13 protein-coding genes are annotated in these 12,946 nt (G+C 51.4%); 10 read left to right on the forward strand and 3 right to left on the reverse strand.

Annotation, left to right across the window (positions count from 1 at the left end):
* The first annotated feature begins 5 nt into the window (after positions 1 to 5).
* From HH215_RS32330 to HH215_RS32355, 6 genes are read left to right on the forward strand one after another with little or no spacing between them, the layout of a single operon-like run.
* Positions 6 to 209, forward strand: a complete 204-nt coding sequence (locus tag HH215_RS32330) for a Flp1 family type IVb pilin (RefSeq protein WP_169283647.1) — start codon at positions 6 to 8, stop codon at positions 207 to 209.
* A 10-nt stretch (positions 210 to 219) separates the two neighbouring features.
* Positions 220 to 906: a pilus assembly protein gene (locus HH215_RS32335; protein WP_169283648.1), complete on the forward strand. Its 687-nt coding sequence runs from the start codon at positions 220 to 222 to the stop codon at positions 904 to 906.
* A 32-nt stretch (positions 907 to 938) separates the two neighbouring features.
* On the forward strand, positions 939 to 3,182 hold the full coding sequence (locus HH215_RS32340) for a hypothetical protein (RefSeq protein ID WP_169283649.1): 2,244 nt from the start codon (positions 939 to 941) through the stop codon (positions 3,180 to 3,182).
* Positions 3,145 to 4,107, forward strand: a complete 963-nt coding sequence (locus HH215_RS32345; RefSeq protein ID WP_169283650.1) for a TadE family protein — start codon at positions 3,145 to 3,147, stop codon at positions 4,105 to 4,107. The genes HH215_RS32340 and HH215_RS32345 overlap by 38 nt, the downstream gene beginning before the upstream one ends.
* 22 nt (positions 4,108 to 4,129) lie before the next feature.
* Positions 4,130 to 4,615, forward strand: coding sequence for an A24 family peptidase (locus tag HH215_RS32350; protein WP_169283651.1), 486 nt, complete (start codon positions 4,130 to 4,132; stop codon positions 4,613 to 4,615).
* Between the two features lie 51 nt (positions 4,616 to 4,666).
* Positions 4,667 to 6,193: a DUF6382 and FHA domain-containing protein gene (locus HH215_RS32355; protein WP_169283652.1), complete on the forward strand. Its 1,527-nt coding sequence runs from the start codon at positions 4,667 to 4,669 to the stop codon at positions 6,191 to 6,193.
* Between the two features lie 33 nt (positions 6,194 to 6,226).
* Here HH215_RS32355 and HH215_RS32360 read toward each other — a convergent pair whose 3' ends face one another.
* The 3 genes from HH215_RS32360 to HH215_RS32370 all read right to left on the reverse strand — a co-directional run bounded on the left by HH215_RS32360 (position 6,227) and on the right by HH215_RS32370 (position 8,086).
* A complete protein-coding gene (locus HH215_RS32360) occupies positions 6,227 to 7,132 on the reverse strand; it encodes a TIGR01777 family oxidoreductase (protein ID WP_169283653.1) in 906 nt (301 codons plus the stop codon).
* 20 nt (positions 7,133 to 7,152) lie between these two features.
* Complete coding sequence (locus tag HH215_RS32365) at positions 7,153 to 7,575, reverse strand: LytA/YqiH family protein (protein WP_169283654.1); 423 nt, start codon at positions 7,573 to 7,575, stop codon at positions 7,153 to 7,155.
* Between the two features lie 76 nt (positions 7,576 to 7,651).
* Positions 7,652 to 8,086 (reverse strand): DUF2621 family protein, encoded by a 435-nt coding sequence (locus HH215_RS32370; protein ID WP_169283655.1) that lies wholly within the window; start codon positions 8,084 to 8,086, stop codon positions 7,652 to 7,654.
* Between the two features lie 137 nt (positions 8,087 to 8,223).
* On the opposite strand from HH215_RS32370, the gene HH215_RS32375 reads away from it, so the two are divergent.
* The 4 genes from HH215_RS32375 (at position 8,224) to ppnP (ending at position 12,872) form a co-directional block, all read left to right on the forward strand.
* Complete coding sequence (locus HH215_RS32375; RefSeq protein ID WP_169283656.1) at positions 8,224 to 9,354, forward strand: deoxyribonuclease IV; 1,131 nt, start codon at positions 8,224 to 8,226, stop codon at positions 9,352 to 9,354.
* Positions 9,355 to 9,405: 51 nt separating this feature from the next.
* Complete coding sequence (purU, locus tag HH215_RS32380; protein ID WP_169283657.1) at positions 9,406 to 10,305, forward strand: formyltetrahydrofolate deformylase; 900 nt, start codon at positions 9,406 to 9,408, stop codon at positions 10,303 to 10,305.
* Between the two features lie 202 nt (positions 10,306 to 10,507).
* Positions 10,508 to 12,520 (forward strand): transketolase, encoded by a 2,013-nt coding sequence (gene tkt, locus HH215_RS32385; RefSeq protein ID WP_169283658.1) that lies wholly within the window; start codon positions 10,508 to 10,510, stop codon positions 12,518 to 12,520.
* Positions 12,521 to 12,557: 37 nt separating this feature from the next.
* Entirely contained in the window at positions 12,558 to 12,872 is a 315-nt protein-coding gene (gene ppnP, locus HH215_RS32390; protein WP_169283659.1) for a pyrimidine/purine nucleoside phosphorylase, read from the forward strand.
* Positions 12,873 to 12,946 lie beyond the last annotated feature (74 nt).

Raw genomic sequence — 12,946 nt, forward strand, 5'->3', positions numbered from 1 at the left:
TTTGGATGATCGGAAACCTATTTCAATTCGGAATGAAGGCCGTAAGCGATCTGTGGGAGGATGAAGAGGGATTAGGCACGTTGGAACTTGTTCTTATTGCCGCGGTTTTAATCATCGTAGCGATCTTCTTTAAAGACTGGATTTTGGAGTTTCTAGGGAACCTAATGGATTCCGTTGAAGGGAAAGCGGAAGACGTGTTCGAGGAATAAGGATAAAGCGATGAAATTAATAGGAAAATTAAGAGATTGGGGAAATACGTCGGGATCGATTTCATTAGAGGCTTCGCTTGTAATTCCGTGGGTCTTGATGTTGACCTTTCTGTTGCTGTTCTTCTCCCTCTATATCTCGCAGGGTGCTTTGCTTTACTATAGCTCGTCGATTATGGCGGAGAGAACCGCGTTCAGTTGGACGAATTCGGCGAAAGACGCGCAAACCGGCGCATACCCGCAAGGCGAGTATGACGGATTGTACTGGCGACTAACCGACGATAGCCTCGTTCAGGGACTGTTCGGCTTAGTCGCCGAAAGCAATGGCGCGGGAATTGAGATCCATGCGGGTATGGCGGGGGGAGAAGGTTCCCAGGCAATCGATAAGCTTAGGCGCATAGGTTTCGAAACGGCTTCTTCCCACAACGTGGGAACGGGAGAAATGAGATATCGGAATATCGGGATCAAACGCGAGATCGAAGTGGATTTAACGAGTAATTGGCTTGCGCAGCCGTTAATCTGGCTGCGCGGCGGAGGTGCGGCGAGAACAGAGGTTAACGCTTTGGTCGTTGAACCTCCGGAATTTCTGCGTTCCTTCGATCTCATTCGTTATTACGCTACTAAGATGAAGAGTTCCCCGCAGGGGGAGTCGGCCTATCGCGATCAAGCGGGCGGGGTTCTACAGAAACGTAAACGCTAAAGATCATGAAATCGTGAACGGGAGGTTATGGGATGGAGGGTTCAAACCATAGTCGGGAGCTTCCTTCCCATGAACGGCAAAGGCAGGGGACTTTGGGCTCCGTGTCCATCTATTTTATCGCAGCCACTGCCGCTTTCCTGTTACTGACCGCGTTGTTAATCGACTTTGCCCGAGTTGCGGCATTCCGCAAGCAAGCTGAACTGGCGGTGAAATCGGGCGCGCGATCAACGTTGTCGTCTTACGATCCGACGATCTATGCACGTTATGGGTTGTTTATTAGAGGCGGAGAAGCGGCGAACGAGATATTCCGGGACACTGTAGAGGGGAATGCGGCTCCCCAAGGCAAAGGGGCATTTACTTTCCTGGATACGCGCTGGGAGGAAACGGGAGTAACGGAAAGCCGACCGTTAGCTACGCATGACGTGTTTCGCAGGCAAATTCTAGAGGAGATGAAGTACAAAGCTCCGGTTGATCTTGCTTTGGAGGTCGCGAGCCGATTTCGCGGAGTATCGGGGGCAATGAAAGAAGCAACGAGAACGGTAGACCTGCTGGAGCAAATGCGTAAAGCCTACGATCGCCGGGAAGCGGCTTTCGATGACGCTTTGGAAGCCCAGAAGCAACACGGCGTGAAGAGCGAGCAAGCGTTAGGCTCGGAAATCGGCTCGATAGGCGGCATAACGGGGGGATATGAAGATTATGTGATCAAACGGCTGGACAACGAATCCAGACGCGAATCGGTAAGGAAGTGGGAAGAGGAGCAAAAAAATCGGGAAGAGAACGGAGAAGAACCGGAGGACGAGAAGACGAAGCCGGAAGGACCTCGATATGAAGCGGAGGTAGCCGCTTACGAATCCGGTGCCGTCTCTTTATCGAGTGCGTTAAGCCGACAAGCGGCTGCGGTAAGGGAACAGTCTGAAAGATTTCTGTTGAAAGCGAACGAAGCCATTGAGAAAGCTAAGAAAGCCAACGATGAAATGGTGGCTATTCTCGAGCGATCCAGAGCTCAGCCGCCTGTTTCATCCGGAGATGAGGAGGGCGAGACGGGTTCCGCGGTCGATAAGGAGCATGTTCAAACGTTAGAGAACCTTCGCAAGTCTGCCGAGGATTTAGTGCTGAAGCAAGCTTTCTTCGAAGCTTATTTCGCGGAGATCAGAACTCAGCACATTCAAGGGCTGTCGTTGGCCGGAGAAGCGGCTTCATTCGCCTCGTTAGCGGCTTCCGTCCCGGGATCGACGGGAATGGGAGCATCGTTGCAAAGCGGCCAATCTCGGCTGCAAAGCGCGTATGACGCTTTCGTAAGTTCATATGGCTCGGCCGGCTCCGTGATCGCTGCCCGAATAGCGACGTTGGAAGCACATCGTTCGCAGGACAACGAACGCAAGGAGGAAGAAAAGAAAGCGAAGGCCGCTTGGGCGGGAGCGGCGAATTTTCTCGGGTCGTTAACCGGCGTTGCCGGATCGGCCGAGGAGAAGATAAGCTTCGCGACGACGACGGACCTTTATTCAAGCAATAAAGAGTGGAACAAGACGGAGGAAGAGCAGGCTGAGCGAGCTGCTAGGAGCAACGATCCTTCCGAGGGGAGAGATGCGGCAATGTCGGGCTCCGACGGATTGATGGATGTTCTGCAAGGCGCATTGTTGGGGGCGCGCGATCAATTGTATTTCTCCGAGTACACGCTGTCGAGGCTGTCCCATTACGGTCCGCCCTTAGTCAAGGAGATGTTGGCAGGCGGGCAAGCTTCTCTGGATATTCATATGCAAGAAGCGGAGTACATCTTGTACGGGCTGAACAATCCCGCGGGCAATATTGCGGCTGCTTATGGCGAAATATTCGCATTCCGTTTAGCCGTTCGAACGATGGAAGGTCTTATCGAGTGCAGGGCGATGGGACATCCTCTTCTCGTTCTGGCTGCGGCTTTAGTATACGGTATTCGCGGCGCATTGACCGATATGAACCTATTAATCAACACCGGCAAAGTTGAACTTTCCAAGTATATCAAAACCGATACTCTTTACACGGATTACCTTAGGCTGTTTCTCCTTTTGCATGGAGGATCAGCCAACCAAATAGCAAGAATGATAGCCGTAATGGAGCATGCTTCAGGGTTGGATTATCGAGGAGCATATACGTATGCGAGCGCAGAAGGGAGCGCTTCGGTCAGCTTGTGGTTTTTCCCCGGATTGCTAAAGGCGATGGGGCGTTTCGGAAATCTAGGAGGAACGGTAAAGGGGAACCGTTATGAAACAACGTATACGGCCGATAGTTCCTATCTCTAAAAAAAGGAATTCCATTAAGACTAATGAGGGCGGAGTAACGTTGGAAACCGCGCTCGTTATGCCAGTATTTCTAATGTTCGTTCTATTCCTGATCTTCATGGTACAAACCGCCGTCATTTCGATGGCATTGCACGGAGCATTGAACCAAACCGCAAGACAAGCCGCATCCGCTTGGTATCCGATATCTTTAGGTATTGATCAGGCGAGAGGCTCCGCAATCAATCAGCAGATCGAACAGTGGAACGAGAAATGGCTTAGCGTGGGAGAGACGGTCAGCCAGTACGGAAAATGGTTGCCTTCTCCGATGAAGGAGTGGGCGGAGCAAGCTACGAACGGTACGTTTTCGTTAGAGCAGCATGCCGCCAAGCTCGCATTCGGCCAACTCGTTAAACAGTTTGCGGACGAACGAGTTTTAGACGAATCGAGATTAAAGGTGACCTCGATCGGATTGCCGGATATTGACGATAGGAGAAAAGCCTATTTAACCGTCGAAGCCGAGTACACTTTGCCCGTTCAGGTACCGTTTCTGGGACGGAGATTAATGGTTAGGGAATCCGCGAGAGAACGGGTTTGGATCGGAGGCGCCCCTTCCGTTTCCAAGATTGCGAAGCAAGAGAGTCAAACGCCGTTCAACGTATCTTTCGTTTCCTTGGAGCCGAATCCCGTCAAGCCGGGGCGCAAGGCTACGCTGGTCATTCGAGTGGAACCGGGGACCTCCGTCGATCTATCCATTATATACAAGAGCGGACTAAGCCAGGCTAAACATCTAGGCAGCGCTACCGCCGATGCTTCGGGTTTGATTTCATGGACTTGGCATGTATCCGGAAGAACGACGCCGGGACAATGGAGCTGGCAAGTCTCGAACGCCGAAGGCGGAGTTTGGCAACAAACCTTCGAGGTCGCAGGTAAACAAGCAGCCGAATAGACGAAGCCAAGGAGGGTGAGAAGTGAATACGTGGGAGTTGATCATCGTATGCGTTCTGCTGGTTTCCGCCTGTTGGACGGATTTGCGCAAGATGCGGATACCTAACGAACTGACGATTTTCTTTGCCGGCAGCGGATTGATTTATCATTGTATAGCTGGCGGTATCGATGGACTGGGTTGGGCGTTCGCGGGAGCTTTCGCGGGGCTCGTCCCTCTGTATGTGATGAACCGATTCGGAGGGATCGGCGGGGGAGACGTGAAATGGTTCGGCGCATTCGGGGCATGGGCAGGTCCTTCGATGACTTTCCAATTGCTCATGTCGTCGATTCTTTTTGCCGGAGGAATCGCGTTTATTCTGCTTATGTTGCGCCTCCCGGGCTTGAAAAAGCTAGGAATGAGAATAAAGTGGCCCTGGGGAAACCATCCGTTAACGAAAGGCAAAGGCGTTCATTTTCCTTTTATGCTGGCTGTGGCTCCGGGTTTTATGACCTTAATGGGGAAAGGGTAGAGAGATATGGAGGCATTGTCGGTTCGCTTTGAGCAGAGGAGGGGCCACTATATGATCGTGGAACGCGATCCTCCTTTAACGCGAGAAGATTTAAATGATACCCAGATTCACATGCTCAAACAATGCGATATTCCAGGGTTGTTAACGCTTGAGACCGAAGAGTGCGACGGTCGGGTTTCCCTCCGTTATTCTTTTTCGGGAACACGCATGCTGTCGGAAGCGATGAGAACGTCAACGTGGTCGATGGCCGATATGATGGGAGCTTTATGCAGGCTTGCGGAAGTGCTTGAAGAGTGCAGGTTATATTTGCTGGACGCTGACCGCATTAGGCTGCTGGATGAGTTTATATTTGTCGGAGACGAGTGGTATGATCTGAAATTTACTTACCTGCCTATCGACATGCCCACGCTACATAGGGCGGATGATTTAGAACGGCTTATCATCCGATGGATGATGAGGGTGAAGGAGCCGGATGGGCAAGCTTTGCAAAATATTTTACGGCTTGTTGGCTCCCCGGGTTTTATGCCGATCGTGTTGAGTCGTTATGCAAGACAATACTTAGCGGGTTCTCCGGGGGGAGAAGCGGCAGCAGACAGGGGACATTCCCCGGTTCGTCCCTTGCCGGAGTTGCACGTCATGGAGCCGAAGCCGGCAACAACGAAGCCGTCTCGTTCGTGGGATTTTCTGAACCCGGTTTCGGGCGACCTTCATCCCGTCTCCGAAATGTGGGGGGACGCACCGAATGCTCTGCCGAAGTCTTTCCCTTCGAGCAAGATGAGGGCTAATGAGCCTGATACCGGAAGCGACGTAATGGATATCGGCCGTTGGCGAATCGTGATCGGTTGCGTCTCCGTATTCGTCGTCGCCTTGTCCTGGAGATTTATTTACTTGAGTCAGCCTAACCAGCAGAAGCTATTAGCGTGTCTGTGTCTTTCCTTGATCGTCTGCTCGCTGGTCATTTTCTTATGGAACGGCATACCCGACAGGCTTAGGTTTACCAATCGGCGTCCTGAACTTGTACAACCAAGCGGTCCCGAAATCGAAAAGTCGTTTAAATTTGCTCAGGCAGAGGAGGAAAGGGAGGTTCAACAGCAAGGAGCTATACCTAGATTTCCTTCTCCTCATCTGCCGTCAACGATTGCTTCGCGGGATAGTTTGACTGATCCATTTATGTTAGATGTCAATAAAGACCCGGCATATATAGCGGATACGACATGGATGTCCGCTTCGAACGATCAAACGGCCTATCTCAATTCCAAACAGACGTCCAATATCGAAATCTTCTATTTGATCTGGAAAACCAAGGACTCCGGAATTCGAATCCCTCTGCAAGGCAACTCTTTCGTAATTGGAAGATCAGCGGAAGCCGCTCAACACATAGATGAGTCGATAGGAATTTCTAGAGCGCACGTGGAGTTCTTAAAGGTATCCGATCAGTGGAAGGTTAAAGATCTCGGATCGCGGAACGGAAGCCGACTAAACGATAAGCCGATGGCTCCTTATGAACTGTATTCCTTGCAGGTCGGAGATTGCTTGACGATTGCCAATTCCCAATACCGTTTTCAACAGGAAGAGTGAGGGAGCGGGGAATGCGGGAAGAAAAAAAAAGCCCTAGCGGGTAATATCCCGCAGGGCTCCTTCAAGCTTAGGAAAGGCAAACTGAAAGCCGTGATTTAACAGCTTTCGCGGCATCGCTCTCTGGCCGGTAAGCAAGAGCGTGCTCATTTCTCCGAGCAAGGCTTTTAACATAAATCCCGGAACCGGGAACCAATGCGGGCGCTTCGTTACGCGACCCAGCATGCGGCCGAATTCGTCGTTCGACACCGGATCCGGCGCTACCGCATTGACGGGACCAGAGATGGAATCGGTGTCCAGACAAAACAGGATCAGGGAAACCATGTCCTGTAAGTGAATCCATGGCAGGCCTTGTTTACCATCGCCTATCCGTCCGCCTCCGAACAAACGGTAAGGCAGTCGAATGAGCGGGAACGCTCCTCCGGTCCGGGCGCATACGAGCCCGATGCGTAGCTTTACGAGCCGCTTGACCGGAATCCGATCCGCGGCCTCTTCCCACTTGACGACGGTTTTTCCTAGAAAGTCGGCGGGTCTGACAGGCGAGTTTTCATCGAACACCTGCTCTCCCGAGTGTCCATACAAGGAGATGCCCGAAGCGTTCACGACGACGTTGGGCGGGGAACTCATCCGCCTCAGATTGTCGGCGATTCGATCGGCTGTTTCCGTTCGCGAAGCTAATATCCGCTCCTTGGCCTTCTGAGTCCACCTTTGATTGATGGATTCGCCGACCAGATTCACGATTCCATCGAAATCGCCTAACCGATCGGGAGACGCATTCCATTCCGCCCAAGTGACGTATTGAGGATGAGGAAGGTCGGTGTCGAAAGGAGACTTCAAAGGTTTATTCCTCGTAATAATCCACACTTCATCCCCTCGGGATAACAGCGCATGCGTTAGAGCTTTACCAATGAATCCCGTTCCACCGCACAATATTAGGCGCATTGCGCCCCTCCTCACATCGGTTACTGCTTATCGATCGAAATAATCGTGTGCTGCTCGATTTGCTCGCCGTTCGCTTCAAGCTTTTCGGTTTTGTATTGGAATTGGACGGACGTCTCTTCTTTCCAAGGATCGACCTTCTCGGCGATCTCCGGGCTGACTTGGAATGCCATCGGTCCTTTATCCGTCGTGATTTCGATAGAATGGCTATCCTGCAAGCCTACGTATTTACCGGTGGCGGAAGTTGTCTCCGGCGAAGCCGAAGGGCTCGCGCTTTCGGTTTCGATCGCACCGCTTGCGGTTGGGCTTGGACTTGCCGAAGCGGAAGAGCTGGCAGACGGCGACGGGTTCGCGTTATTGTTGTTGCTGCAAGCCGTCCCCATCAGGACTAGGGTAAGTACGGCAACGCTCATAGCCATAGCCGTTTTGTTGTGTTTTTTCGTCATGTAGCTTACACCTCCTCTGAGGTTAGACGAAAAAAAGCGGCAAAGGTTTCGTTTTTTCGCGATCGGGCGTACGAGCTTACTTGAGAAGATGGCTGTAAGCCGCGTAATCGATCTGGTTTTTTTCGAGAAAATCTTTCAGGCTACGGTGGTCGCGAGGCGGAGTCGCGCGTATGTAACCTTCGATGCAATGATCCTTCGTTACCTCGGAAGAGCCGCTCTCCACGGCCACTTGGCCGATTTTGGCAGCGATAGAGTGGCTTGCGATATCCCTGAAGGGTCCTGGAACCGGCGAAACAAGCTTATGAAGCATCTGCTTGGATTCTTCGGTCCATAGATCCCGGCTGCGTTCCACCCAATAATTCTGCCAGTCCAGCTTCGATTTTCCGTCGCTTTTCGGCAACACTTTCAAAAATTTGCGAAACATAAAGAAGCCGCCGATACACATGAACAATACAAGCACGATGGTCCAAAAACCGATGAAGTACATAAACCAATCTGGCGTCGAATTCATAATTATCACCTCATTCTGAAATTATAGCTCATTTCTAGATTTATTTCGACGTTCGCGATACAATATAGGAATGATTGCTAGACTAGGCCCCATCAACGTTTACGGGGTACGGATCGCATGGCGAGAGGAGCTATACTATGTTGAAGATTGGATCGCACGTTTCATTTTCGGACAAGGGATTGTTGACCGCTACGAAAGAAGCGGTTTCTTACGGTTCCAGTACTTTCATGATTTACACGGGGGCGCCTCAGAATACCCGGAGAAAACCGATCGAGGATTTATATATTCCCGAAGGTAAAGAAATGATGGCGGGGAGCGGAATTAACGACATCGTCGTCCACGCGCCTTACATCGTGAACTTGGGTTCATACAAGGAAGACACTTACAGACTTGCGGTAGATTTCCTTCAGGAAGAAATTCGCCGCACGCACAAGATCGGCGTCAAGAATATCGTGCTGCATCCCGGAGCCTACACGGATAAGGATGCGGAATACGGAATCGCGCGGATCGCGGAAGGATTGAATGAAGTACTGGAAGCCACGAAAGAAACCGACGTGAATATCGCATTGGAAACCATGGCGGGTAAAGGTACGGAAATCGGCCGCAGTTTCGAGGAACTGGCGCAGATTATCGACAAAGTTCACTTGAACAGCCGGTTGACGGTATGCATGGATACTTGTCATATTCACGATGCGGGATATGACATCGTAGGAGATATCGACGGCGTGTTGCGCAGGTTCGACGAGATCGTAGGCCTTAACCGGATTGCGGTCGTTCACGTCAACGACAGCAAAAATCCGGTAGGCGCCGGTAAAGACCGCCATGCTCCGATCGGTTCGGGCTGGATCGGCTACGAAGGCATCGCCGGAGTCGTAGGTCACGATTTGCTGAAGGACAAGCCATTCATCCTGGAGACGCCTTGGATCGGCAAAACGGAGAAGACCGAACGCCCGATGTACGAAGCCGAAATTGCAATGCTTCGCGGCGATACGGAAGAGCGTTTCGGCGGGGAATTCCTCGAAGATGTGGAAAGGCTGCATCATTTCTTTGATAAAGTAGGTATCGATTCCCGACTGTACGTGCTGAATACGTGGGAGTTGCTGAAATCAGATGCCAAAGCCAGAAAAGCGGACTCACGCGAACCTATGGAACGGTTATACGATATGCTGGCGGAACATCGCGTTCTGTCCGGCGATTACAGCGAAGAGGCCGTCAATCAGAGGTTGCTTGGTTTCCTTGCGGGTCAGGAATGGTTATCTAGCCAATAATTTGCGCAGTTCAATCGAATAGATGTGTCATGCGGAGAGGAAGTAAGTCAGATGAGTCACAATAACCAGCTTCAGGAAAACAAGAAGTTCGATGATAAGAGCATTAGGGCGCGCATGTTGATTTCGTGTCCCGACAAGGCGGGAATCGTAGCGGCGGTGTCCCAATTCCTGTATGAGCAAGGCGCGAACATCGTGCAGTCCGATCAATATACGATGGATCCGGAAGGCGGCATGTTCTTCATGCGGATTGAATTCGATCTGCAAGAACTAGAGCAACGCCTGCAGTCCCTTCAAGAGGATTTCAACCGAATCGCGGATCGTTTCTCGATGAGATGGAGTATTTTCCGCGCGGCGCGGCGCAAAAGGATCGCGATCTTCGTATCGAAGGAAGATCATTGCTTAACCGAACTTCTGTGGCAATGGCAAGCCGGAGACTTGGACGCGGAGATTAGCATGGTTATCAGTAACCACGACGATATGAGGAGCCTGGTCGAATCCTTCGGAATACCGTATCACCATGTTCCGGTTACTGCGGATACGAAAGCGGAAGCGGAGCAAAAACAACGGGAACTGACGTCCGGTAAAGTCGATCTGATCGTACTTGCCAGATACATGCAAATCGTTTCCCCGAAATTCATCGAGCAGTATCACAATCGCATCATTAATATCCACCATTCTTTCCTTCCGGCATTCGTCGGAGGCAAGCCTTATCAGCAAGCGTACAATCGCGGAGTCAAGCTGATCGGCGCGACGGCACACTATGTGACGGAAGAATTGGACGGCGGTCCGATTATCGAGCAAGATATCCAGCGCGTTACTCATCGCGACGACGTGACCGAATTGAAACGTATCGGCCGTCATATCGAAAGAATCGTACTAGCCCGCGCGGTGAAATGGCATGTCGAGGACAGAATGCTCGTTTATCAAAATAAAACGGTAGCTTTCGTGTAAGGCAAAAAGTTTATACTTTTAGATGAAGGGATCGTAAGCGCGCGAGTGCTTACGATCCCTTTCTTGCTTGACTGCATGGCATAAAGGATGGAAATGGACGAAGCATAATGGTACAATATTTCACAGTATGTATGCGAAAATTAATTTTTTCGACGTGCGCATGAGACATTTTGTAGGTTTCTAACTAGGAGGAATCAATTTAATGACTGTCAGCACTAAAGCAATCGACCAACTCTCCGTTACAACGGTACGTACGCTATCGATCGATGCGATCGAGAAAGCGAAATCCGGACATCCCGGCATGCCGATGGGCGCAGCTCCGATGGGCTACCAATTGTTCGCGAAAACAATGAAACATAATCCGTCCAAACCGCAATGGATCGACCGCGACCGTTTCGTACTGTCCGCGGGACATGGTTCCATGCTGTTATACTCTTTGCTTCACCTAAGCGGATACGATCTGCCGATGGAAGAACTGAAAAATTTCCGTCAGTGGGGTTCATTAACGCCGGGGCATCCTGAATTCGGACATACGGCTGGCGTAGACGCTACGACCGGTCCGCTTGGCCAAGGGGTTGCCATGGCTGTCGGTATGGCATTGGCCGAGACGCAGTTGGCTGCTACTTACAATCGCGAAGGTTACGATGTAGTTAACCACTTCACATATTCCATCTGCGGAGATGGAGATCTATCGGAAGGGGTTTCCTCCGAGGCCGCTTCGATGGCCGGCCATATGAAACTGGGTAAACTTGTGGTTCTGTACGATTCCAACGATATTTCGCTCGACGGCGAATTAAGCCTGTCGTTCTCCGAGAACGTGGGCCAACGTTTCGAAGCATACGGCTGGCAATACCTGCGCGTGGAAGACGGCAACGACCTCGACGCGTTGGCTAAAGCGATCGCCGAAGCGCAAGCGGACCTTGCCAGACCGACTCTCATCGAAGTGAAAACGGTGATCGGTTACGGTTCCCCGAACAAAGGCGGTAAAGGCGGACATGCCGGCCCGCACGGTTCCCCTCTCGGAACGGACGAAGCTAAATTGACTAAAGGCTTCTATGAATGGCCGCATGAAGAGTTTCACGTGCCTGAGGAAGTTCGCGCCCATTTCGCGGAAATCAAGAAAGCGGGCGAACAAGCGAACGCGGCTTGGGATGCTCAATTCGCGAAATATAAATCGGCTTACCCTGAGCTTGCGGCTCAATTCGAGGCTGCGTTCGCAGGCGAATTGCCAAGCGGTTGGGATGCGGATCTGCCGGTATACACTTCCGAAGATAAGCCGCTCTCGACTCGCGTTGCTTCGGGGAATGCCTTGAACGGACTTGCGAAAAACGTACCTTTCCTCGTGGGCGGATCCGCGGACTTGGAAAGCTCCACGATGACGCACCTGAAAGGCCTGCCGGTATTCAAACCGGGCAACTACGACGGCCGCAACATCTATTTCGGTATTCGCGAGTTCGGCATGGCTGCGGCAATGAACGGAATTATGCTGCACGGGGGATTAAAAGTATACGGCGGCACGTTCTTCGTGTTCACCGACTACCTTCGTCCGGCGGTTCGCTTAGCTGCTCTGATGGGCTTGCCTGTCGTTTACGTACTGACGCACGATAGCATCGCGGTCGGAGAAGACGGTCCTACGCACGAACCGATCGAGCAATTGGCGTCAATCCGGATTATCCCTAACCTAACGGTTATCCGTCCGGCGGACGGGAACGAAACATCCGCTGCTTGGGCTTATGCGTTGCAAAATAAAGACAACCCGGTTGCCTTGGTGCTGACGCGCCAAAACCTTCCGATCCTCGAAGGTACTTCGTCGGCTCGCGACAACATCGCCAAAGGCGGATACGTTGTTTCCGAAGCGGCTAACGGACAGCCGCAAGGAATCCTGATCGCTACGGGCTCGGAAGTTCAACTCGCCGTCGCTTCCCAGAAGGCATTGGCAGAGCAAGGCGTACACGTTCGCGTTGTCAGCTTGCCAAGCTTCGATCTGTTCGAGAAACAAGACGCAAGCTACAAAGAAAGCGTTCTGCCTAAAGCGATCAAAGCCCGTCTTGCGATCGAGATGGCTCATCCGTTCGGATGGGAGCGTTATGTTGGGGACAGCGGTGCGATTATCGGAATTTCCACGTTCGGTGCTTCCGCTCCGGGCGATCGCGTCATTAAAGAATATGGCTTCACGGTAGACAACGTTGTCGCTCAATTCAACAAATTAGTGTAATTCAAACCAAAGCTAACAGGGGAGCTGGAGAGAAACGATGTCGCAATTTAATAATGTATCCGTAGTGAAGAAAGCCAATGTATACTTCGAAGGAAAAGTAACGAGCCGAGCGGTTATTTTCGAAGACGGCACCAAAATCACGCTGGGCATCATGCTTCCGGGCGAGTACGAGTTCGGTACTGCGCAAAAGGAAATCATGGACATCCAAGCAGGCGAGCTTTCCATTCTGCTTCCGGGCAACGATCAATGGCAAGAAATCAACGAGCCGACGAAATTCGAAGTGCCTGCGAACTCCAGCTTTAAGCTGAACGTTAAGACGGTTACGGATTATATTTGCTCGTATATCGATTAATCGAAATAAGAAACTAGATAATGCTGTTAAAAAGATGATTCCTGATGTAATCTCAGGGGTCGTCTTTTTTTGTT

Origin of the sequence: Cohnella herbarum, from assembly GCF_012849095.1 — a bacterium.
Lineage (GTDB): Bacteria > Bacillota > Bacilli > Paenibacillales > Paenibacillaceae > Cohnella > Cohnella herbarum.